The organism is Paraburkholderia sp. SECH4 (genome assembly GCF_030511745.1).
In the GTDB taxonomy this organism is placed as follows: Bacteria; Pseudomonadota; Gammaproteobacteria; order Burkholderiales; family Burkholderiaceae; genus Paraburkholderia; species Paraburkholderia madseniana.
The window spans coordinates 26,616-47,757 of sequence record NZ_JALOCP010000019.1 but is presented as its reverse complement, the minus strand read 5'-3'; the positions used below and the strand labels follow the sequence as shown (position 1 = coordinate 47,757).

Annotated in this window: 20 protein-coding genes; 8 read left to right on the top strand and 12 right to left on the bottom strand. The window is 61.1% G+C overall.

Features of this window, described 5'->3' with window-relative positions; translation table 11 throughout:
- Positions 1-85: 85 nt before the first annotated feature.
- The 3 genes from M0D67_RS23955 to phaP form a co-directional block, all read right to left on the bottom strand.
- A complete protein-coding gene (locus tag M0D67_RS23955) occupies positions 86-1,360 on the bottom strand; it encodes a DUF3443 domain-containing protein (protein WP_266239850.1) in 1,275 nt (424 codons plus the stop codon).
- Between the two features lie 11 nt (positions 1,361-1,371).
- Complete coding sequence (locus tag M0D67_RS23950) at positions 1,372-1,821, bottom strand: DUF2844 domain-containing protein (protein ID WP_266239991.1); 450 nt, start codon at positions 1,819-1,821, stop codon at positions 1,372-1,374.
- 617 nt (positions 1,822-2,438) lie between these two features.
- On the bottom strand, positions 2,439-2,864 hold the full coding sequence (gene phaP / locus M0D67_RS23945) for a phasin family protein (protein ID WP_266239848.1): 426 nt from the start codon (positions 2,862-2,864) through the stop codon (positions 2,439-2,441).
- A gap of 355 nt (positions 2,865-3,219) precedes the next feature.
- Between phaP and M0D67_RS23940 the strand changes: the two genes are divergently transcribed.
- Positions 3,220-3,666, top strand: a complete 447-nt coding sequence (locus M0D67_RS23940) for a hypothetical protein (RefSeq protein ID WP_266239846.1) — start codon at positions 3,220-3,222, stop codon at positions 3,664-3,666.
- A gap of 592 nt (positions 3,667-4,258) precedes the next feature.
- Positions 4,259-5,029, top strand: coding sequence for a DUF4410 domain-containing protein (locus M0D67_RS23935; protein WP_266239844.1), 771 nt, complete (start codon positions 4,259-4,261; stop codon positions 5,027-5,029).
- A gap of 13 nt (positions 5,030-5,042) precedes the next feature.
- On the opposite strand, the gene M0D67_RS23930 is transcribed toward M0D67_RS23935, so the two are convergent.
- From M0D67_RS23930 to M0D67_RS23920, 3 genes are all read right to left on the bottom strand, one after another.
- Positions 5,043-6,359, bottom strand: coding sequence for an ATP-binding protein (locus M0D67_RS23930; RefSeq protein WP_308112588.1), 1,317 nt, complete (start codon positions 6,357-6,359; stop codon positions 5,043-5,045).
- Positions 6,360-6,422: 63 nt separating this feature from the next.
- Positions 6,423-7,118, bottom strand: a complete 696-nt coding sequence (locus M0D67_RS23925) for a response regulator transcription factor (RefSeq protein ID WP_266239840.1) — start codon at positions 7,116-7,118, stop codon at positions 6,423-6,425.
- A gap of 10 nt (positions 7,119-7,128) precedes the next feature.
- Positions 7,129-7,956, bottom strand: a complete 828-nt coding sequence (locus M0D67_RS23920; RefSeq protein ID WP_266239838.1) for a MipA/OmpV family protein — start codon at positions 7,954-7,956, stop codon at positions 7,129-7,131.
- A gap of 222 nt (positions 7,957-8,178) precedes the next feature.
- On the opposite strand from M0D67_RS23920, the gene M0D67_RS23915 reads away from it, so the two are divergent.
- Positions 8,179-8,520: a hypothetical protein gene (locus M0D67_RS23915; RefSeq protein ID WP_266239836.1), complete on the top strand. Its 342-nt coding sequence runs from the start codon at positions 8,179-8,181 to the stop codon at positions 8,518-8,520.
- 63 nt (positions 8,521-8,583) lie between these two features.
- Here M0D67_RS23915 and M0D67_RS23910 read toward each other — a convergent pair whose 3' ends face one another.
- Both M0D67_RS23910 and M0D67_RS23905 read right to left on the bottom strand, forming a co-directional pair.
- Positions 8,584-9,561, bottom strand: a complete 978-nt coding sequence (locus M0D67_RS23910; RefSeq protein WP_266239834.1) for a zinc-binding dehydrogenase — start codon at positions 9,559-9,561, stop codon at positions 8,584-8,586.
- 152 nt (positions 9,562-9,713) lie between these two features.
- On the bottom strand, positions 9,714-10,304 hold the full coding sequence (locus M0D67_RS23905; RefSeq protein ID WP_266239832.1) for a TetR/AcrR family transcriptional regulator: 591 nt from the start codon (positions 10,302-10,304) through the stop codon (positions 9,714-9,716).
- Between the two features lie 161 nt (positions 10,305-10,465).
- Between M0D67_RS23905 and M0D67_RS23900 the strand changes: the two genes are divergently transcribed.
- Positions 10,466-12,949 (top strand): phospholipase D-like domain-containing protein, encoded by a 2,484-nt coding sequence (locus M0D67_RS23900; RefSeq protein ID WP_266239830.1) that lies wholly within the window; start codon positions 10,466-10,468, stop codon positions 12,947-12,949.
- Between the two features lie 256 nt (positions 12,950-13,205).
- On the opposite strand, the gene M0D67_RS23895 is transcribed toward M0D67_RS23900, so the two are convergent.
- The 4 genes from M0D67_RS23895 to M0D67_RS23880 form a co-directional block, all read right to left on the bottom strand.
- Entirely contained in the window at positions 13,206-13,916 is a 711-nt protein-coding gene (locus tag M0D67_RS23895) for a hypothetical protein (RefSeq protein ID WP_308112587.1), read from the bottom strand.
- A gap of 228 nt (positions 13,917-14,144) precedes the next feature.
- Positions 14,145-15,173 carry an alpha/beta hydrolase gene (locus M0D67_RS23890; RefSeq protein ID WP_266239828.1) on the bottom strand — a complete coding sequence of 343 codons (1,029 nt, stop codon included), beginning with the start codon at positions 15,171-15,173 and terminating at the stop codon, positions 14,145-14,147.
- 37 nt (positions 15,174-15,210) lie between these two features.
- Positions 15,211-15,636 carry an organic hydroperoxide resistance protein gene (locus tag M0D67_RS23885; protein WP_266239827.1) on the bottom strand — a complete coding sequence of 142 codons (426 nt, stop codon included), beginning with the start codon at positions 15,634-15,636 and terminating at the stop codon, positions 15,211-15,213.
- 205 nt (positions 15,637-15,841) lie between these two features.
- Entirely contained in the window at positions 15,842-16,408 is a 567-nt protein-coding gene (locus M0D67_RS23880) for a TetR/AcrR family transcriptional regulator (RefSeq protein WP_054040330.1), read from the bottom strand.
- A gap of 244 nt (positions 16,409-16,652) precedes the next feature.
- On the opposite strand from M0D67_RS23880, the gene M0D67_RS23875 reads away from it, so the two are divergent.
- The 4 genes from M0D67_RS23875 (at position 16,653) to M0D67_RS23860 (ending at position 21,090) form a co-directional block, all read left to right on the top strand.
- Positions 16,653-17,561, top strand: coding sequence for a LysR family transcriptional regulator (locus M0D67_RS23875; RefSeq protein ID WP_266239987.1), 909 nt, complete (start codon positions 16,653-16,655; stop codon positions 17,559-17,561).
- Positions 17,562-17,790: 229 nt separating this feature from the next.
- Positions 17,791-18,225: a MarR family winged helix-turn-helix transcriptional regulator gene (locus tag M0D67_RS23870; protein WP_154567440.1), complete on the top strand. Its 435-nt coding sequence runs from the start codon at positions 17,791-17,793 to the stop codon at positions 18,223-18,225.
- A gap of 130 nt (positions 18,226-18,355) precedes the next feature.
- Complete coding sequence (locus M0D67_RS23865) at positions 18,356-19,864, top strand: efflux transporter outer membrane subunit (protein ID WP_266239826.1); 1,509 nt, start codon at positions 18,356-18,358, stop codon at positions 19,862-19,864.
- A gap of 65 nt (positions 19,865-19,929) precedes the next feature.
- Positions 19,930-21,090 (top strand): HlyD family efflux transporter periplasmic adaptor subunit, encoded by a 1,161-nt coding sequence (locus M0D67_RS23860; protein ID WP_266239824.1) that lies wholly within the window; start codon positions 19,930-19,932, stop codon positions 21,088-21,090.
- Positions 21,091-21,142 lie beyond the last annotated feature (52 nt).

Sequence of the window (21,142 nt, the reverse complement as noted above, 5' to 3'; positions counted from 1 at the left end):
AACGCTTCGAGAACCCATAAAAAATCCCGCTGCCGAATCAACCGGCAGCGGGATTTTTTTCATCGGAGCCAAACCTGGCGATCGCTCAATACGCGACGTAAGGCCCCGTACCACCAGGCGTCGTCTGCTGCTCGACGGCGGCGTACACGTTACGCCCGTAGAAGAACGGCAGGCCCCAGTCGAAAATCGAGGACGTCACAAAGGCCGGTCCAGCCAGCAGCGGCAACGCTGAATCGCCGCTGTACGTCTGCGAGATCGTCGTGGCATTGCCGACGCTGAAGTTCACCGCGCTCGTCGTGCCGTTCACCCCCTGGATCATCGCACTCAACGATTGGGTCGACACCGGGCAGTAGTACGCGCTATTGGGGCTCGCGCATGTCGGCAACGCACTGGTCTGGAAGAACAGGCCCGTCGAGCCGCTGTCCAGAATACTGCTCGAATACGTCGTGCCGTTCTGCACCGTCGTAAAGGTGCCGTTCGACGCACTTACGCCGATCACCTGCGCGCTGCCCAGCGCATTGTTGGCCTGCGTGCCGATGCCGAACACCAGTTGCCCGCTGACCGACTGCGCGCCGCCCGACACCGTCGGCAGACTCAACATCGAACCGTTGTTGTCGGTCGCGAAGTACGGAATCGGGTTGGCGACCTGCAGCGCTTCAGCAAGCGGAATCGACGTGCAGGTCGTGCCGCTGCAGCCGTAATACGTGCCGGCCACCGCCTGTTGCACACAGTTCGCGCCGCAGTCGTGCTTGAACACGCCGATGCCCAGAATGCCATTGGCCTGCAACGTGCCCGGCGTGTTGCGCGACGCGCCGACGCTCGCGCAATCGGACGGCACCGAAGCGTAGTTCGGGTCGATCACCTGGATCGGCAGCGAGGCCGCTTTTTCACCGGCGATCTGCAGGTCCGCGAGCTTCACCGAACCCCATGTGTAGCCGTCGAAGAACTGCATGCATTCGGCAACCAGATGGCCCGAGGCGTCCTTCTGCTGCGGCAGCGCCATCGAGGCCGGCAATTGCGAAGCGAACACGCGCACGCCCCACGAACCGGTATCCACCAGGATGTGATCGATGGTTTGACACTGGCTGGTGCCGGGCGCGCAAATCGTGATGCTGACGAACGGCATGTTCGGCACGTTGCTCACGCCGGAGTCGACCGTCACGCGCACCGCGTTGGCGGCCACCACTTGCGGCGAAGGCGAGGTATTCGTGACGGTGGGACCGGCCGAAAGGCTCGTCGTGCCGGAGCTCGATGAGGAGCTGGAACCGCCGGAGCCACCGCCCCCGCCGCCGCAGGCACTGACGAGCAACGCGAGCAGCGTCGCGCACAACAAGGTAACGAACGAAGACGTATGACGCATGATTCGCTCCGTTATTGAATGACGCCGACATCGACGCCCGCAGGCACCACTTGCGGCAGATAGGCGTAGCCGGCAAACGCGCGCAGGTGCCCGCCGGAGAACACAACCAGATCGCTGCCGGACACCGCGAGCGGCGTGCCACGCCGGGTTGCGGTGGCGGCGACGTATTGGTCGAACGACGCGCCCAGCATGGTTTTCAGATCGGGCAGCGTCGGGCCCTGCCACGCGACACCGAAGACGATGCCGTTGGGCGCAACGTACTCGCGCACCAGCGTGCCGGACGGCATCGCCACCAGGTGCACCGAATACGCGCTTTGCGTAGTGATCGTATGAGCCACTGCGTGAAGGCTCGTCTGATCGCTGTCGACAGAACTGACGTTCTGGCCGAGCGTGGCGTGCGCGGCAAACGACAGCGCGCAGCCTGCCCCGAGCATTGCGCGAGCAATGCTTGTAGAAAGCATCGGTTTCAAGAGATTTCCTTCGAGGTGAAACGCTCGTGGCCGGCGGGTGAGCCGATCACGAACGGGGAATCCAGGGGCGCACTCCTGACCGGCGGTGCCGGTTCTGCATTCACACCGGTTGGGTTGCGTGAATGCGTCTACGGAGTGGCAGCGCGAAACTTTAGCGATCGCGCAAGGGCACAGCAATCGTTTGCGGGACGATTTAAACCTTCTGCATGCTCGACGTCGTTTGAACCTGTTTGATATTTGAGGACAGGATCACCAAGGGGCGTCGCTTGAGCGCAAATTTTGCCGACACGTCCTGTTTAAAGCGAACACACGTATTAAATAACGGGGCCACAGCAGAAAAATATTAATGCGTGGCGCATGTCGCGAGTAATGTAAGCGTTCGCTGAAAAATTCGCGTTGATCGGCCTATTTCATCTGATTATTGCGGCACGTGCGGACTGCTTTTGTGTGAAGAGAAAACCGCGTACGAGCGCGCTCCGAGGCGGCAAAAAAAATGCCGCGGATAACCTGGTGGTCATTCGCGGCATCGGGTCTTCATTGCTAATTCATTGCGAGTTCTGCAAGCCGCGCCGGGTTCGAATCGGGCGATTCGAACCCGGCAGCGTCCGTTACTTTTTCTGCTGTTGCAAGAGCGATTTAAGCTCCTGCACATTTTCTTCTACGCGTTTTGCGATCACCGCATACGACTCGGCCTGCGTCTGATACGCGGCTTGCGCCAACTGCTGCATGTCGGCGAGCGACTTATGCAGGCTTTGCTGGATCAGTTCGGCGGCTTTCGCCGGAGGCGCGGCGCCGCCGGCCGACAATTGCCCGGTGAGCGACTGCAATTCGCCCAACGTGGTACGCAGCATCTCGGTCTGTTTCTGCGCAAGTGACTGCATGCCCTGGAATGCCGTCTGATTCGCCTGAACCAGTGCTTCCACGTCCTTGCGTCGCGCTTCCATGATGGCGGGTACGTCGAAGCCGGGAAGCTTGAACTGCTCCAGCATTTTGGTGAAATCGCCAAACGGATTGGCGGCGTCAGGTTGGCTCATGCGAAATCCTCCTTAACGATTGAATACTCGCCCGCAGTGCATCGCCGCGATGGGTTTCTTCGGCATAGGCACCAGTGGCGTCGCGTGCGCCGAGCCTCCCGCAAAAGGCGTGCTGCTTCTGGGGTCGGACGGCACAGTGCGTCAATCATGCGCCATCCGGTTGCATTGCGCCAGCGGGCACACCCTGGCGTCGAGCGTCTCTTTGCCGGAACGTTTTGCGGCTTCGGCCACGAAGCATGCAAGGTCCGGTAAGTTACAGGATAGCTTCAGTAACCCGACGAAACGGCATGTCGACTATCGTTTCCGATGTGCTGGCGCACCGTTGCGCCGGTGCTGTCTCAATGGGAGCGACATCATGAAAAAAGGATTGCTGAGCGCGGCCCTGGCCGCCGTTTTGACCGTGGCCGCCACCGGCGCGCTGGCACAGGAAGCGGCAGCGCCGCCGCCCGCTTCGTCCCCCGCGCACGGCGAGTCGCATCACGGCGACGGGCCATCTTCGCCGCATGCGCCGATGGGTCCGGGTTTCGCGGTGGTCAACGACCTCGAACAGTTGCGCCGCCTGTACGCAATGAGCGGGCGTGAGGGCGAGATCGTCGCCGTGTATCACGAGGTGTTGAGCAAGACGCAAGATCCGATGCTGCGCCACTACGTGTACGACTCGCTGGCCCGCGAGCAGTTGAAGCCGGCCAATACCGACCAGGCGATCGCTACGCTGCGCACCAGTCTGTCGGAAGATCTCGTGGCGACGAACAGGCCGCCGCGTGGCATCCCGGCAGAGGTGCAACCGCCTGCTCCGCAATAAAGCGCGGACTCGATCATCACGCAGTCGAACGGCCGGTAATTCCAACCCGACGCGAGGGACGCGGCAATTCGTCCCGATACAAAATCGGCTGGAAGCGCTCCCGTCGAAAAGCAGCGCAGCCGTTCGGCGCGCTGCGTTAGCTTTCGCACATAGCCGCCTCATTGCCTACTTTTCATCTTCCCTCAGGTGATTAGGATGAGAGCACCGTAACGCTAGTGCCTGGTGAACAATGCCCTATCCGCTCAATATGGCCGTCGCCGCCGCCCTGCTCATCTTCGTGCTGTGCTGCATCGTCAAACTTGCCTTGAGTTGACACTCTGCCGTCGCATTCATCCCATGCCAAACCCGCTCCGCGGCTGCATGTTTCGCCGTGACATTGCGCGAAATAATTGTTGAATGGAGTTCGGGAAGTGACTCGCCCATACTTCGTTTCGCTGCCGGTGCGTACGAAAAAAGACGCATGAGATCAAGGGTGCTTTGCGTGAAAACGCGCGTGCGAATGCGACCCCGATGATCAACGATCCCACGGTTGCCCGATCATCGGAAGATGCGTTCGAAGCTAACGGCACCGCGTGCCGACGACAGGATGAACATGTTGACTTCAGTGAGTTTCCTCAAAAAGAATGCCGCCCGTTTTGCATGCGTTGCAATGGTCTGCGGCAGCGCGCTCCTGACCGGTTGCGCCGGCGGCAGCATCAACAACGCGACCCAGACCAGCGCACAGCCGCAAGTGCGCCCGGACAATATTTATGTCTACACCTTCGACAGCAATCCGGATCAGGTCAAACTGGACAACGGCGGCATGCTGAAGAAATTGAAGTCGCAACTCGACGGCTCGTCCGCCGCGGAAAAGCAATCGGCCGATGCGATTGCCGTGCGTGAGCAGGTGGCCAACGAAATCGTGCATCAATTGCAATCGATGGGGCTGCGCGCGATTCGCTCGGACGTCCCCGCCCCCGCCGACCAGAACGTCCTGCTCGTGCAAGGCAGCTTCGACAAGATCGACGCGGGTAATCGCCGCCGCCGCGTGCTGATTGGACTCGGCGCCGGCAAGAGCCAGGTGAGCAGCTCCGTGCAGATTCTCTACAAACCGGCGGGCGGCACCGCGCGGCTGGTGCAAAGTTTCAATGCCACCGGCGACAGCGGCAAAGCACCCGGCATGGTCGAAACGGCCGGCGTGGGCGCCGCAGCCGGAAGCATCGCGACCTCGGCAGCCGTGGGCGGCGGTTTGCACGCCATGTCCGAAACCAAGAAGGCCGGTGTTTCGGCGGATGCAAAGCGCCTCGCCGACGCGGTGGCAAAACAGGTGGCGCAGATCGGTGTAAGCGGCGGCTGGCTCTCGACGGAGCACGTCAAGGGATAAGTAATCCGCAGCGCTACGAAAACCACACCGCGAAGCGCGTGCCCGATACCAGACTGCTCACGGTCAAGCGCCATTCGTGAGCCGTGGCGATCTCCTTGCAGATCGCGAGGCCGAGCCCGGCGCCCTCATGCCGGGCATCCGGCGCGCGCCAGAACCGCTTGAAGAGAAACGGCAGATACTCCTGCCTGATGCCCGGTCCTTCGTCCTGAACCTGCACCGAGACGGCATCGACGATCAGCACGACCGTGCCATGCGCCGGCGAGGCGTTGATCGCGTTTTCAACGATGTTCTTGAGCAGAATGAACAACGCGCTTCGGTCGGCCCAGATCGACGACGGCGCGACCGTGGTTTCGAGCCGGAGCGTCACCTCCCTGCGGTCGGCTTTGCGCGCAAGATAAGCCACCACGTCCTGCACCACGTTGACGATATTCACCTCACCGAAGCTGAAGTTCTGCGACTCGCTGACTTCGGCGAGATGCAACAGTTGCCGAACCTGACGCGCCATCAGATCGATTTCACGGAACAGCAGGTCCTTGTCGTCGATCCCGGGCTGCAGTTCGATCTGGCCGCGGATCAAGGTGAGCGGTGTCTGCAACTCGTGCGCGGCGGATGCGAGAAACTGCTGCTGCACGGCGAAGCCTTTTTCGAGTCTATCGAGTGTTTCGTTGAAGGCATGGATCAACGGTTTGATTTCACTCGGAATGCCCGTGGTGGAAAGCCGCGTGGTGAGGTTGCGCGGCGTGATGCGCGCAGCCGCGCGCGATGCCTCTCTAAGCGGCTTGAGCACCCGATGCACGGTAAAGGGCAAAGACAGGCCAAAAATGATCGTGGCAACGAGAACGATCGTCTTGATGATCGCCGGGATCGGCTTGATCTTGGCGTCGATAATCGCGTTGACGAAGCGCTCCGACGTCGCGGTCTGGGTATAGAAAACCGCCGAACCATGCGGAACCCGTAGCGTCAGGATTTCGAACGGCTTCGCCCCAATCTCCACGCGCTGAACATTGCCGACAGCCCCGGATAGATCGCCGGCAATCCATGCTTCACGCCCCTCGGCGCCGTTCGAAGCCAGCAACACGTTGCCGCGTTCGTCGAGTACCCGGTACTTCAGTTCCGTCGGCGCCACCTCGAAAAGCCAGGCCTTCTCCGAAGGAAGCGCCACGGAAACCAGACGGCCGGTACCGTCGAACCGGAGTCCACTCGCAATCGCCGTGGCGCTTTCCATTTCCTCATGCAACCCGAGCATCTGCTGAGGGAAGTGACTGAACGCATAGGTAGCGGCCGTCGCCAGCACGGTCAGGCTGATCGCGAGTGCAACAATGCTGGTCACCCAAAGCCGCGCGGATAAACTGCGAATCCAGTGATTGAACATGGTGAGCAATGGGCCGTTGATTTAGTGCTGTCCGGCGGACCCGGCGGCAACCTGGAGCGCGAAGCCCGCGCCGCGAATATTGGCGAGCCGCGTCGTCGCGCCGACCGCGCTCAGCTTTTTACGCAGACGATGCAGCGTAACTTCGAGCGCATTGGGCGTGACGGCTTCGCCGAGTCCCCACGCGGCATGTTCGAGCGCCGCGTGTCGGACGGTGGCGCCCGCCGCCTTCACGAGACACAGCACGATCTGCAACTCGGCAGGCGCCAGCAGAACAGACTGCGCGCCGCAGCGCATGGCGCGTTGCTGCGGATCGACCGTGAGGTCGCCGAACGAAATCACCAGATCCGTCAGCGCCACCGGCCGGCGCATCAGCGTACGCACCCGCGCGACCAGTTCACTCATCGCGAAGGGCTTGGTCACGTAGTCGTCCGCGCCGTTTTCCAGTCCGTCGACGCGGTCATGCAGCGCGTCGCGCGCCGTCAGCATGAGCGACGGCGTCATCTGCCCTGCCGCGCGCAACGTCCGCAGAAAAGTCAGGCCGTCGCCATCCGGCAAACCGCGATCGATGATGAGCACCGCGTAGTCGGCCCGGCTCACGCCATACTGCGCCTCCGAAATGGTGCCAAACACATCGGTCTCGATGCCCGCAGCGGAAAGCGCCTGACGGATCATGTCGGCGAGGCGCTCGTGGTCTTCGATCAGTGCGACACGCGACATGCGCTGGTGCTCAGTTGAATTCGTAAAGGTAGCCGATCCTGGCTTGCGGAATATAGCGCTTGCCCACCAGCGGACTGTCGGTAATACCGCTGCCAAGGTGCTCGACGCCGACGTCGAGGATCAGGATCTGATGGCGCGTGAACTTATAGTTGATACGCGTTCCGACCGAGATGTCGTAGGTCGCCTTGCCGGTATATTCCGGGCGCCCGGCGCGCACTTCGGATGAGCGCACACCGTAATAGTAATCGACATATTTGTGGCTCAACCAATCCACGCCGGCGTGCGGTTCGAAGTCGAATTTCCCGTACTCGAAGGACTTGCTGAAATCGATCGTGGCTTTCTGGCCCTTGTTGCCGCCTTCCAGAAAATCGCCCGAGAGCGTGCCGTATGCGGTGTGCCATGCAAGCGCCGGACCGTACCAGAACGCACCGTTGCGGTTCTGCATGCCGTTCAGAATCGGCGCATCAGACGCCTTGTAGCCGTCGCCGAGGGCGTACTGTCCACGCAAGGCGAGGCTCACGTTGCTCCACTTGCCGATTTTCAGGTCGACAGCCGTACCGAAGACATGCACCCATTTGTTGTCGAACGAGATTAGCGGAATCGGCGTGAATTTCGTGCCATAGCCTTTGTAGGGTGCCTGCTCGATGCCCGCGCCCACGCCCAGGCCCCAATGTGTCACGTTCGTGGAATTGTTCAGCACGGTGAAGCCTGTGTCGTCCGCTGTGGGCGGTTCAGGGCTCAGGCCGTCGGCCAAAGCCGCGCCCGAATACGCGCAGAACGATGCGAACGATGCGATAGCCAGTAACAACCTGCGCTCACGGCGAAGAGTTTTTTTCACGTCGAGTCCTGAGTGGATGGATGAGGCAGCATCGACTCTAGAACCACTGGACTTACTCGTTACTTACTCGAAACGGCGGGAACAGGCGTATTGGGGCACAGCGCACGGGATAGGGAACGATCGCGGCAACAGATGCCTCGGCAAGGCCCGCCGGCCGTAAGTATCAGGTAAGTCACGCGAGTTCAGCATCGAGACCGCTATCCGATCGCGGGATCTCACTCGATGAAACTCACCAATGCAACCGCACTGCGCGCAAACGCCGTGCTCTTTTGCCTCTCGACGTGCGTCGCCATCATTCCGAGCCTGATCCTTTCAGTGCTGTTCGGCCTGTTCGACGACAACGCGCCCTTGCTGCCCTACCACGTGGCCACGATCGGACTGACTCTGGTCGTCATGCTTTCGTTGAGATGGGCCGCACGCCGCGCGTTCGACGCAGCTTTAGCGGCACACCAGGTCAGATTGCTCGACGAGCCCGCCGGCCAGGCATCGATCGACGCATATTGCGCGCGTGCGTGGCTCGTCCAGTTGCATGTGGAACTGCAGGGACGTCACTGCATCGATTGATTGCATCAGCGTGACACTGCACGGCGCACGCTTGTGCGCGACGCAGCGACACGCCTTCGCTCGTTAGAACCGCAACAGCACCTTGCCCTTGCGCGCGCTCTTCCCGCTCACCGCTGCCGCTTGCGCCACGTCCTCGACATCGAAGATGGCTTCGACCGGCAGCTTCAACTCGCCCGACGCGGCGAGCCTCAGCAATTCGCCGATCATTCGCGCTTTATCCGCGCCCGAAGTGACCTCGAAAATCTTGCTCGCCCAGAAACCCTTGACGGTCGCCTGCTTGAAGATCGCATCGCCGGAGCTGAGGCGCATCGGCTCATTGGACATCGCGCCGAACGACACCAGGGTGCCGTTTTCGCCAAGCAGACCGAAGATGTCACCGCTAGCGTCGCCTCCCACGGAATCGACACCTGCCATGATCGGTGCATCGCCGGCGATCTCGCGAACCCGCTTCTTCCAGCCCTCGCTTTCGGTCGACACTGCATTGCCGATGCCGACCTCGGCCAATTCCGCAATGCCCGCCTCGCGCCGGACCAGATTGACCCCATTGATGCCGCGCGCGTTCGCGAGCATCGCCAGAGTCTTACCGACCGCACCGTTCGCCGTGTTCTGGATGAACCACTGACCGGGTTCGAGGTGCAGATATTCGAGCAACATGACCGCGCTCAACGGCATGGCGATCAATTGGCAACCTGTTTCGTCGCTGATCGCGTCAGGCAGCGGGACCACCGCTGCCGCCGGCGCCAGAACGTAATCGGCCCAGCCCTCGTAGATGCCGGCCACCACTACGCGTTGACCGCGCTTCAAGTGTTCGACACCTTCGCCGATCGCGTCGATCACGCCGGCGACTTCAGTGCCACCCACGGCCGGCAGTTTCGGCTTGTAGCCGTATTGACCGCGAATCGTCCAGAGGTCGTGATTGTGAATCGGCGACAAGGTCGATTTGATGCGCACCTGACCCGCACCGGGATTCGGCGTGGGACGTTCCGCGACCTGCAGCACCTCGGCGGGATTGCCGAAAGAGGAATAGATAACGCTACGCACAGTCTGTCTCCTGAAATGTGCAACGATGAGGACTCCGTTCTGCGCGGAGTGAGGGGTTCTGCGAGTGCTTCTCTGGGTGCTTCTGCAAATGGTTTTCTGAGTGCTTCTGTTCGACGAGTCTCATCAGTACCAAGACCTCAGCCGCAGCCATGTCATGCCGCGCGCAGGACGCTCTGTGTGACCGCCATGGCTTGCGCCATCGCGCTTCCATCCTGTCGCAGCTTGGTGATGAGCGCCGCGCCGAGCCACATGTGGTACAGGAGTTCGGCCGCCTCCCTGGACCTGATCTCCGGCGAAAGCGAGCCGTCTGCCTGGCCTTCTTCAATCACAGAAGCAAGACGCACCATCAAGCGGTCGACGCCGTCGCGCAGCACCACGCGCATCTCATCGGACAGGTCGCCGACTTCCGCGCTCAGCTTCACCACCAGACACTTTTCGTCGCCGTCCTGATCGAGCTGCTCCTGCTGCCAGGCAGCCCAATAGCTCAGCAGCTTGTCCCGGCCGTTGACACCGGGCCGACCGAACAGTTCGTCGAGACGGACCGCGTAGTCGGCGACGTACTGCTGCAGCAACTCGCTGCCGAACGATTCCTTCGAGCCGAAGTAGTGATAGAACGAGCCCTTCGGGATCTCGGCGGTCGTCAGAATCTCGTTCAGCCCGACCGCGACAAAGCCCTTGCGTGCGATCAGCGCGCGCCCGGCGTCGAGGATGTGCCGGCGAATGTGGGGATGGCTAGCTCTCATAGGAAGCGGATTATGGCCTCAATTAGACCAGTCGTCTAGAGCGCATTCTGGCGACTCGATCGTGGCCGCTTTGCGGGACGGACACACTGCTGTCATGCCCACGCCATAACAACGCGTCACCCTGAGCATGAGCTGTTCCGTCCTCACCCAGGAGACATGCCATGTTGACCGCCCGCGTTGGAATCGTGTCGCAATCCGCCGCCGTACCTTACACCGATGTCGTCCGTGTCGCGCAGGCACTCAACCTGCAGCTCAGCCGCGATCTCGCCCCGATCTGGAACGTGTCGGGCACCGTCGTCGCGCTCGAGTCCATCGACCATCTCGACCCAGGCGTCTGGCCGGTTTACGTGGTGGACGAGGTTCAGGCGGGGGCCGCCGGTTTTCACCTGACCGAGCACAACCAGCCGTTCGCGGTTGTCCTGCCCGGCAATACATGGTCGCTGTCGGCGAGTCACGAGATACTCGAAATGCTGGTCGATCCGGGCGGCAACCGCCTCACCGCGGCCAATGCGGTGACGATCGTCGACAACGAAGTGCAGGACGGTGACGGCAAAGTCGAATATCTGGTCGAGATATGCGATCCGCCCGAAGACGCAACCTGCGCCTATCTGATCGACGACGTGCTGGTCTCGGACTTCTACACGCCTAACTATTTCGACCCTGCCGGCACGTCGGGCGCACGCTACAGTTTCAGTGGCAAGATCACGCGGCCCCGTCAGGTGCTGCCTAATGGCTATCTCACCTGGTTCAACCCGCAGAACAACAAGTTGCAGCAGGTCAGACATTTCGGCGCACCCGAAATTGTCGATCTCGCATCCGGGCAACCCGGTGGCGGATCGCTGACGGGCGGACGGTCGCTGCGCAGCTTCGTCGACAGCCTCACGCAGTTGCCTCAGCCGCTCTCGCAATTGAAGGCCAGCGCGCCGGCGGTGGAACGGCGAGACGCGCGCCGCATGATATTCGCCAGTGCGTTGCCAACCGGCGCGGCCCTTTTCTCGGCGGCCCTCGCCGGCCTCAGGACGGACTCTGCCGGCACCACCGCCGGTTCAGCACAGGAAACCCAGCCGATCAACATCCGGACCATGCTCGACACGCACGCCGAGTCGTTCCGGCAAGAGGGCGTGCTCTCCGTGCGTAGCGGCTTGCAATGGCCGGCGCCTGGACGCGCTGTCATGCGTGCCATTGTCGTCACCGTGGTGGCGGACAGGCTCACAGCACTGCAAACTGCGCTGCCGAAGCAGATCGACGGCGTACCCGTCGATGTACGCGCTGCCGACACCATGGAATCGATGCAGGCGCTAGACCCCTCGCGATATTGCGCACTGGCTGACGCTCGCCATGAACTGCGGCAACCCGATTTCGCGGACCAGGTGTTCTTCGATGGACAAGGCAACGCACTCGCGAGTCCGCCTGCGCCGCTCCAGGCGTTCGTCGCCGCCCGGGCGCGTAAGGAGGAGATTCCGTACACACCGGCGCCCGGCGCGAGTCTCGATGCGGTGACGGAACAGGTCTCGCTGGTACTGCACGTGAGTCCCGATGCCGGATGGGCGGAGCTATCGAATTTCATCGCCGGCGTTCGCGAAGAACTGGTGGTGGGAATGTACGACTTCACGTCCGAGCACATTCTGACCGCAGTCGAGTCCGCGTTTTCCGGAGGCCAGAAGCTGACGCTTACGCTCGACCATCCCGCGAAGAATCCCACGGCCGACCAGACCGATGAGCAAACCCAGGCCGATCTCTCGGCCAAGCTCGGCGGGCGCTTCGCCGGCACCTGGGCGCTCACCAATGCCGACCCGAAGGCACCCGTCTGGATCTATCCGAACGCGTATCACATCAAGGTCGCCGTGCGTGAAGACGATACTTTCTGGCTCTCTTCGGGCAACTGGAACAACAGCAATCAGCCGGAGATCGATCTCTCGGACGTGGCTGCCGCGCGCAAGCTTGCCGAGAAGAGCGATCGGGACTGGCATGTGATTGTCACGAGCAAGGCGTTGGCGAGCACGTTTCGCTCGTTCCTGCAGAACGACTATGCGGTCTCTCGCGACGCGATAACTCAAGCCAAGGCAATGGGGATGGATATTCCGGGAGCCGGGACCGCCGCTCTCGACGTTCCGATCGAAGCGTTTGCAGCCGGCAAAACCCCGCGCCAGTTCTTCGCGCCGAAGACGCTGAGCGATACCGTACAAATCCAGCCGCTACTGACGCCCGATAACTATCAGCCGCATGTTCAGGCGCTCATCGAGTCCACCCAGCAGCGCTTCTACATGCAGACCCAATATATCCATCCGAGCGGACACCCGGACGATGCACAACATGACGCGTTGATTGCGGCGGTTAAGGCGCTCATCGACCGTGGCCTCGACGTGCGTCTGATCACGAGTCAGTTCCAGAACGACGCATGGGTCGAAAAGCTGGTCGCGGCGGGCGTGCCGTCGTCGGTTCTGCGCCGGCAGGCGAACGTTCACAACAAAGGAATCGTGGTCGACGGAAATGTCGTCATGGTCAGCAGTCAGAACTGGTCGGCGGACGGCACGCTGCGCAATCGCGATGCGGGGCTGATCATTCATAGCGCCGATGCCGCCGCCTATTTCGAGCAGATTTTCCTGCACGACTGGAATTATCTGGCTTCGCCGGTGGGGAGCTGAGGAGGCTGGCGAAGCTCGCCTGTCAGGTTCTGGAAACCTGCTCTGCAAAAACGGAAGCGGCACAACGTGCCAGGCGGATTCGTTGGGAAGCGGCTGGCGGTTCGACGTAATTTGTCCGTCACCTGCCAGCAATATGGCGATGTCATGATGATGCTTCGTACCCGCCCCGACGGCTCGAGAACTTGCAGCCGGATGCGCTGCAGTCCGACACCGCCCGGGCGGGCACGCCTTCCTCTAAACCCTGCATCGGCCGGGTTTAGCCCTTCGCGGGACGCCCCGTCTTCACCGTCTCGAGCGACGACACCGCGGCCAGCAGGCGCTGCGGTGCTGCCGACTCCAGCATCATCAGGCCTGCTCGCAACAGCTCGCTCTTCTTCACCGGCACGCCGGCGTCGAGACACTTCTGCTTGAGAGACGCGATCATGTCGTAGTCCGATTTCGGCATCGTGAAGCTGTCGCGCACGACTTTCTCTTTCTTTGGCTGCTTGGCTTTCCTGGCTTCCGGAGCGCTGGCAGGCGCGGTTTCCGCAGTTGCGGAACGCTTCGGCTTGGCTGCTTTCTTGGTGGTTTGCGCCGCTTCGGTAGTGGCCGCGGGCTTGGTTTTGGCTGCTTTCTCGACGACAGGCTTTGCTTCCGCCGCTGCCGAGGACTTCGCTTTAGCTACCTTCTTGACGACAGGCGCCGCTTCAGCCGTTGCCGAGCGCTTCGCTTTGGCTGGTTTCTTGACCGCGGCCTTCGCTTCCGCAGTCGCCGCGCGCTTCACTTTTTTAGCGGCTTTCTTGACGACCGGCGTTGCTTCCGCGGCGGCCGCGCGCTTCGCTTTGGACGCCTTTTCGACGGCAGGTGCCGCTTCCGCCGGCTGCTCCGCCGCGACTACCGGCTCGGCGCCATCTACTGCGTGCTTGGACGAACTCTTGGGGAAGTGGAACGCCTTCTTGGTGTGCTCTTTCGTAACGGGTGTTGTCATGTGGTCTCTCCGTGTTGATAACCGTATAAACAGTATATACCGTTTATTTTGCTGTCGGACACGGAGCGGCATAGGCTGCCGTTTCAGTAATCGACTTACATAACAAGGGAAATAAAACTGTTCCGTGCCGGAACACGGACAACGCCTTGCATCAACGTAAAGTCGAATGCTCCGGTAACCGCGGCACGATGCTGTTACGCAATTGCGCTGCGGCCAGGGTTTTACGGTTTACTTCAGACGCGCCTGCAACTCGTTGGCAAGCTGCCTGGTTGCGGCTTTGGTCGGCGCGTCGTTGGCGAGTGCATTAAGCAAGCCAAAGTCGTGGATCGTGCCGTTGTAGCGAACCGTCGTGACTTCATCGCCCGCGGCGTCGAGCTTGCGACCATAGGCCTCGCCTTCATCGCGCAATACGTCGGACTGCGCTACCTGGATCAGCGCCGGCGGCAGACCCTTCAGTTGCTCCACTGAAGCACGCAGCGGTGAAGCGTAAATCTCATTGCGCTGCTTCGGATCCTTTGTATACGCATCCCAGAACCACTTCATCATCGGCCGGGTCAGGAAGTGGCCTTCCGGGTAGGCGTTGTACGAGCCGTCGCTGAAATTGTTGTCCGTCACCGGCCACATCAGGCCTTGAAAGCGGATTGCAGGGCCCTGCTTGTTCTTCGCCATCAGGGACACAACCGCGGCCATGTTGCCGCCGACGCTATTGCCCACTACTGCGAGGCGGCTGCCGTCCACACCGATTTCATTGCCATGCTCCGCGACCCATCTGGTGGCCGCGTATGCCTGATTGATCGCCACCGGGTAACGCGCTTCGGGCGACGGCGTGTAATTGACGAACACCGCCACAGCCCCGGATTGCACGACGAGGTCGCGCACCAGCCTCTCGTGCGTCTGGAAGTCCCCAAGGATCCAACCGCCGCCATGGAAGAACATGAAGACCGGCAGCGTGCCCGTTGCGCCCTGCGGCCGCACGATCGTGATCGGCACGGAGATGCCGTCCTGCTCGATGGTCTTGTTCGACACATCGATGCCGGAGAGGTCGACCTTCACGCTGTTCTGCGCGCCGACCAGCACCTGACGCGCCTGCGCCGGTGTCAACGTGTTGATTGCCGGTCCTGTGCCGCTGTTCAACGCATGCAGGAACTGGCTGGTCACCAGATCGGGCGAGGCGGGTGTTGCCGGGCTTGCGGCGATGGCGAGGGTGGCGCTGGTTGCAAGTACGGCGGCCAGCAGCAAAGGCTTGAAGGTCTTCATGATTTTTTCCAGGTTCGTGATGGTGAGAGGCTGAGGCTTAGACGATCGTCAGGGTGACGTCGATGTTGCCGCGGGTCGCGTTCGAGTACGGGCAAACGATGTGCGCCTTGTCGACCAGTACCTGCGCCGCTTCGCGTGCCATGCCGGGCAGGGAGATCTTCAATTCCACTTCGATGCCGAAGCCGTTCGGGATCACGCCGATGCCGACGCTTCCGTCAATCGAGACGTCCGCGGGGATGGCGATCTTGTCGCGGGCGGCGACGAATTTCATCGCGCCGAGGAAGCAGGCGCTATAGCCGGCCGCAAAGAGCTGTTCCGGATTGGCGCCCTCGCCGCCCGCACCGCCCAGTTCTTTCGGCGTGGTCAGCTTGAAATCGAGGTTGCCTGCTGGCACCACGGCGCGGCCATCGCGGCCACCGGTGGCATGAGCTTGAGCGCGGTAGAGGACTTTTTCGAGTGACATGGTGAGGCTCCTTACAAGAGTGAGTGATCTAATTTACTATCTACTACTAGATAGATTAGTCCGCAAAATTAAACTGACAAACCAGACTTTTCCTGGCTACTACATACTCCCCACTTATCTATCTACTCAGAGATAGATAAGTGCGCCAAACAAAGAGGCGGCGTACCGCCTCATACCTGATTACCTGACTACCGCGGTGCGAGCTTCACTTCGCGATCCGCACCGTCGCCTCGACGTCTTCGAGCCGGGCCTTGGTGTGGAACAGACGGCTTGCGAGCACACTGCCCTGAAAAGCCGCGTACAGCGCCCGCGCCGCGTTTTCCGGTTTGCCGTTCACCGCCAGCGTCCCTTCCTGCACGCCTTGCGCGAGAACCTTGGCAAGCCAGTTTTCGTTCGCTTTAAAAAACGCTTGCACGGCCTGGCGGATGTTGTCGGGCAGTGATTCGATGTCTGCAGCCAGCATGCCGCACAGGCAGATCTGATTGCCGTCACCGAGGGTCCTGCCGAACAGCTTCGCGTACTTGCTCAGCTTTGTGTCCGCGGCCAATGAAGCGTTAATGCCATGGAGCGCGCCCAATACCTCGTTGCTGTACGCATTAACCGCCTCCAGAACCAGATCGTCTTTCGACGGAAAGTAGTAATGGATGCTCGAGGTTTTTACGCCAACCAGACTGGACAGATCACGGTAACTGAACCCGTTGTAACCACGCAGCATGATGAGCGTGATTGCGTGGTCGAGGATCTGTTCGCGCACTGTCGTTGTCGGTTCCATGGGTTGAACTATATCTACTCATAGATAGACTGTCAAGCGCCTTCGCAATTTTTTAACCGACGCGACGTGGTTACCAGACATGAAGGCAGCGCCGCTGTGGCATAGACTGTTTTCTGTCGCCGGCTCAACCGTTGCCTATCCTGCGAAATACCGTGGGAGACAGGATCCGCAACTGGCACCTCCGGTGGCGCTGAAAACGGCATTCCGTCCATCCTTTGTTCCCGTTGGTCGACGAGATCTCATCATGGAATATATCGAAAGCCTACGCATTTTCCGGTCGGTGGTCGAACTGAAGAGTTTCACCCGCGCGGCGGATATTCATGGGCTGGCCCGGCCGGCGGTGTCGCGGGCAATCGCGGGGCTGGAAGAGCGGATCGGATGCCGGCTGTTAAACCGGACGACCCGGCAGGTCTCGCTCACCGAAGCCGCGGAACGATTCTACGAAGGCTGCGTGCGTATCCTGGACGACCTGGATCTACTCGAAGCGGACGTAGCCAACCAGACACGCGAAGCGGGTGGCGTCTTGCGCCTTGTCGCCCATACGACGGCGACGGTAAGCCGGCTGGTTCCCCTGATCGCCGGATTCAAGCGGGCCCATCCGAAGGTCACGCTCGACGTGACGCTGACGGAACGGCCGGTCGATCTGGTCGGCGACGGGTTCGACCTTGGCCTCGTTCTTCCGTACATGCTGACGAGCGAAACGACGGTCGTGCGCCTGCTCGAGCGCATTCCGGTTGTCATCGTCGCGACGCCGCAGTATCTGCAGACATCGTCAACGCCGGGAGATCCATCGGAACTGGCCGAGCATCTTTTTGTGCCGATGTCGCCGTCCATTCGCCGCCCCGCCATCGGCTTCCGGATTGGCGAGGACGAGCTGAGCGTTCCGCTTCGCTTCGATGTTTCGTCGAACAGCCCTGCCTTCAACCTGGAAATGGTGCTGCAGGGTTTCGGAATCGGTGTCGTGCCGGCAGCGCTTGTAGAGAACGAATTGGCCTCGGGAAAGCTCGTCCAGTTGCTTACCGGTTCGCAACTTGTCGACAACAGCGTCGAAATCCAGCTCGCTTACAGCAACCGGACCCTGCTGCCTGCCAAGGTGCGTGCATTTATTGACTATGCGGCTACCTTCTTCGAAACGCTGGCGACATCGCGCTAGTCCAGCTAAGACGACCTGCAAAGCGCGACGGAAACAAAAAAGGGCGGGATGAGGCGCCGCTTTCGGTGTTCGGCGATGAGGCCGCCTGGATCCGGCCCACGCTGCGCGCGTCCGCTCAGCGCCCAGCCCCATTCCCCGTTGCTCCCCGGGCGATTGGTGCACGAAACGACAACAAACTGATAATCCGGCCAGCATCGCTTCCCGGCGGGGGCCGCATTACTCTGTGCGTATGCACTCAAACGATCTTCCGGACGACGACTGTTTCGCTCTTCGTCAAGCCTCCCGACATATTTCAAAGCTCTATGAGCGTCATTTGTCTGAGGCCGGCATCACGCCCACGCAGTTCAGCGTCCTCAAAACGCTGAGTCGTTGTACGAATCTGACGATGGCCGAGTTGGCCAAAGCGATGGTGATGGACAGAACGACCCTCGTTCGAGCGCTTAAACCCCTGCTTCGGCGTGGCCTCGTGGTTGCTCCTGCCGAACCGCAAAGCAATCGGCGACTGCGAGTCGTACTCACCAGAAGAGGGATAACGAAGCTCGACGAAGCGGCCGCTCATTGGGCAACGGCGCAGGCCAGTTTCGAACGTAGTTTTGGCCCGCAACAGGCAGCGCATCTGCGAAGTGAACTGTTTCGCATGACGAGCTACCTGTCCGAAAGATAACCACGACGCAACAGATTGATTCACTGCGGTAGATCGATCAGTGAAAAATTAAACGCTAATGTGTGCATATGCACTTCAAGTGAAGCAAAGACATACAACCCAGATGAGCCAAAGGAAAACGGAAACCATCATGAACCACGACCGACCCCAGCTCCGAGCGAGCGCATGGGCTGCCACGATAGCCTCGGCGGTGGCGGCGCTTGGCCTCGCCGGATGCGTCAACTACGCCGGCATCAAAAGCGACAAGCAGATTGCCCCGCCCACCCAGTATGAAACGAAGGAGAGCTTGCCCGCCGAGGGCGGACAGTGGCCTGCAATGGATTGGGCCAAGCAGTTCGGCGATGCGCAGCTGCCCAGGCTGATCGACGAGGCACTGGCCGGCAATCCAACGATCGATCAGGCACGTGCACGCATTGAGAAAGCCTCTGCCTCAGTCGGCACGGCCCATTCCGCACTCTATCCAAACGTGACGGGAAGCTATTCATGGACGCGCGAGCGCTATAGCGACAATGGGTCCGCTCCACCGCCGGTCAACGGCACCTGGCAGAGCGAGAACAACGTGCTCGCCAGTGCTTCGTTTGATCTCGACCTGTGGGGCAAGAATCGCGAACGGCTTCGTCAGTCTGTCTCGCAGGAGAAGGTCGCCGAAGCCGAAGCCGAGCAGGTGCGCATCTCTTTGGCCGCGTCGGTGGCCAGCACCTACAACCATCTTGCGCAGCTCTATGCGTTGCGTGATATCGAGGCTCGCGAAGTGAAGAATCGCGAGGATATCGGCCGAATCACAGATGGGCGCGTGGGTGCGGGGCTCGACACCAACGTTGAGCGGCAGACCGCATACGGCGAAACCGCAACGAGCCGCTCCAGCGTCAGTGACCTCGATGGACAGATCACGACCGTCCGCTACCAATTGGGTGCCCTGCTCGGCGAAGGACCGGATGGCGGCCTCAAGATCGCCAACCCATCGCTTGGAGAGGGCGCCGGCGTCGTGCTTCCCGACAACCTGCCCGCCGACCTGATTTCGCGGCGCCCGGACATCGTTGCGGCCTATTGGCAGGTGGATGCAGCAATCCACGATGTAAAGGAAAAAAAGGCCGAGTTCTTTCCGGACGTCAATCTTTCCGCATCAGCTGCACTGGACGCGTTTGGCTGGGGGCGATTCCTGACGGCTGGAAGCGGCCAACTTCAGGCAGGACCCGCGATTCATCTTCCTATCTTCGACGCTGGTGCGCTGCGCGCCCAACTGAAGGGCCGCTACGCGGACTTCGATTACGACGTCGCGACGTACAACCAGACGTTGATCAGCGCTTTATCCGATGTTGCCACGCAGGTCACGCAGATCCACTCGGCCGACCGTCAACTGGTCGATGCGCAGCAGGCCCTGGATGCACAGACCAAAGCCTACCAACTGGCGCTCGTTCGATACAAGGCTGGCTTGAATCAGCAACTGCAGGTACTGAACGCCGACGACAACCGGCTCGCCGCCGAAACAGCTGTCGTGAACCTCGAAATGAATCGCCGCGGCATGCAAATCGGGCTGATCAAGGCACTAGGCGGCGGATTCGATGCTTCGCAGGCTGGCCTTGCCGCAAACACGGAGACACCGATTCCTGCGCCGTCCGGCAGCACGGCAACTCACTGAACGACCAGATCGGCACTCGGGCGTATCGGCCTGAGCGCGACCATCAAACTTTATTGGAGCTACCTATGAACGCACCTCAGTCATCGTCGGATAAAGAGCCGGAAAAGAAGCCCGGCAAACGCAAACTCCTGCTCTCGCTGCTTGTCGCTTCGCTTGCGGTCGCAGGCGCTGCGTTTGGCGCTTTCTATTTCGTCGACGCCCGTCATCACGTGGATACCGATGACGCATACGTCAACGGCAACGTCGTGCAAATTACGCCGCAGGTCACGGGAACCGTCATCGGGGTCAATGCGGATAACACGCAAATCGTCAGGAAGGGCGAACCGATCGTCCAGATCGATCCCGCGGACGCCAGGATTGCGTTGCAACAGGCCGAGGCCAATCTGGGCCAAACCGTTCGCAGAGTCCATGGCCTATATGCCGACGACGACAGATACCGCGCAGATATCGCTGAACGCCAGTCGGATCTTTCGAAGGCGCAGGACGATCTGAAGCGCCGGCTTGCCACTGGCATGACGGGGGCGGTGTCGGACGAGGAAATCTCACATGCACGTGACGCGGTCCGGTCGGCTCAGGCTTCGCTTGAGGCAGCCCGGCAGCAGCTTGGCGCCAATCGCGCGCTGACGGCCAACACGTCGGTCGAGAAGCATCCGGACGTACTGGCAAGCGCCGCCCACGTTCGCGACGCCTACCTGGCTTATGCGCGCACCACGTTGCCGGCCCCCGTGACCGGATATATCGCGCAGCGCTCGGTTCAGGTCGGGCAGCGCGTGTCACCCGGCGCAGCGCTGATGTCGGTGGTGCCGCTAGAGCAGGTCTGGGTCGATGCGAACTTCAAGGAGTGGCAGCTTCGTCACATCCGGGTTGGGCAACCAGTTGAGCTGACAGCCGACGTCTACGGCTCCGCGGTCGTCTATCACGGCAAGGTGGTGGGCTTTACGCCAGGCACTGGTTCGGCACTGGCGCTGCTGCCGGCGCAGAACGCGACGGGTAACTGGATCAAGGTGGTGCAGCGGCTGCCGGTGCGCATCGAGATTCCACCCGCGGAACTGGAAAAGCATCCGCTGCGAGTGGGTCTGTCAATGAACGTGGATGTCAACGTCAAGGACCCTGCCGGCGCCCAACTCGGTACGCAGTCTACGTCCGCCTATAAGACCGACGTTTTCGCAAAGTACGGCGACGAGGCCGATGCCGCGATCGCGCGGATCATCGCCGAAAACGAATGACCGCCGCTCATTGGACCGCGGCACGTGAAAGATGCCGCGCCTTTCTTGCCAG

Bases quoted from the DNA above. Each gene is read 5' to 3' on its own strand.
- M0D67_RS23955 (WP_266239850.1), bottom strand. From the start codon at position 1,360: ATGCGTCATACGTCTTCGTTCGTTACCTTGTTGTGCGCGACGCTGCTC.
- M0D67_RS23950 (WP_266239991.1), bottom strand. From the start codon at position 1,821: ATGCTTTCTACAAGCATTGCTCGCGCAATGCTCGGGGCAGGCTGCGCG.
- phaP (WP_266239848.1), bottom strand. From the start codon at position 2,864: ATGAGCCAACCTGACGCCGCCAATCCGTTTGGCGATTTCACCAAAATG.
- M0D67_RS23940 (WP_266239846.1), top strand. From the start codon at position 3,220: ATGAAAAAAGGATTGCTGAGCGCGGCCCTGGCCGCCGTTTTGACCGTG.
- M0D67_RS23935 (WP_266239844.1), top strand. From the start codon at position 4,259: ATGTTGACTTCAGTGAGTTTCCTCAAAAAGAATGCCGCCCGTTTTGCA.
- M0D67_RS23925 (WP_266239840.1), bottom strand. From the start codon at position 7,118: ATGTCGCGTGTCGCACTGATCGAAGACCACGAGCGCCTCGCCGACATG.
- M0D67_RS23915 (WP_266239836.1), top strand. From the start codon at position 8,179: ATGAAACTCACCAATGCAACCGCACTGCGCGCAAACGCCGTGCTCTTT.
- M0D67_RS23905 (WP_266239832.1), bottom strand. From the start codon at position 10,304: ATGAGAGCTAGCCATCCCCACATTCGCCGGCACATCCTCGACGCCGGG.
- M0D67_RS23900 (WP_266239830.1), top strand. From the start codon at position 10,466: ATGTTGACCGCCCGCGTTGGAATCGTGTCGCAATCCGCCGCCGTACCT.
- M0D67_RS23895 (WP_308112587.1), bottom strand. From the start codon at position 13,916: ATGACAACACCCGTTACGAAAGAGCACACCAAGAAGGCGTTCCACTTC.
- M0D67_RS23890 (WP_266239828.1), bottom strand. From the start codon at position 15,173: ATGAAGACCTTCAAGCCTTTGCTGCTGGCCGCCGTACTTGCAACCAGC.
- M0D67_RS23885 (WP_266239827.1), bottom strand. From the start codon at position 15,636: ATGTCACTCGAAAAAGTCCTCTACCGCGCTCAAGCTCATGCCACCGGT.
- M0D67_RS23880 (WP_054040330.1), bottom strand. From the start codon at position 16,408: ATGGAACCGACAACGACAGTGCGCGAACAGATCCTCGACCACGCAATC.
- M0D67_RS23875 (WP_266239987.1), top strand. From the start codon at position 16,653: ATGGAATATATCGAAAGCCTACGCATTTTCCGGTCGGTGGTCGAACTG.
- M0D67_RS23870 (WP_154567440.1), top strand. From the start codon at position 17,791: ATGCACTCAAACGATCTTCCGGACGACGACTGTTTCGCTCTTCGTCAA.
- M0D67_RS23865 (WP_266239826.1), top strand. From the start codon at position 18,356: ATGAACCACGACCGACCCCAGCTCCGAGCGAGCGCATGGGCTGCCACG.
- M0D67_RS23860 (WP_266239824.1), top strand. From the start codon at position 19,930: ATGAACGCACCTCAGTCATCGTCGGATAAAGAGCCGGAAAAGAAGCCC.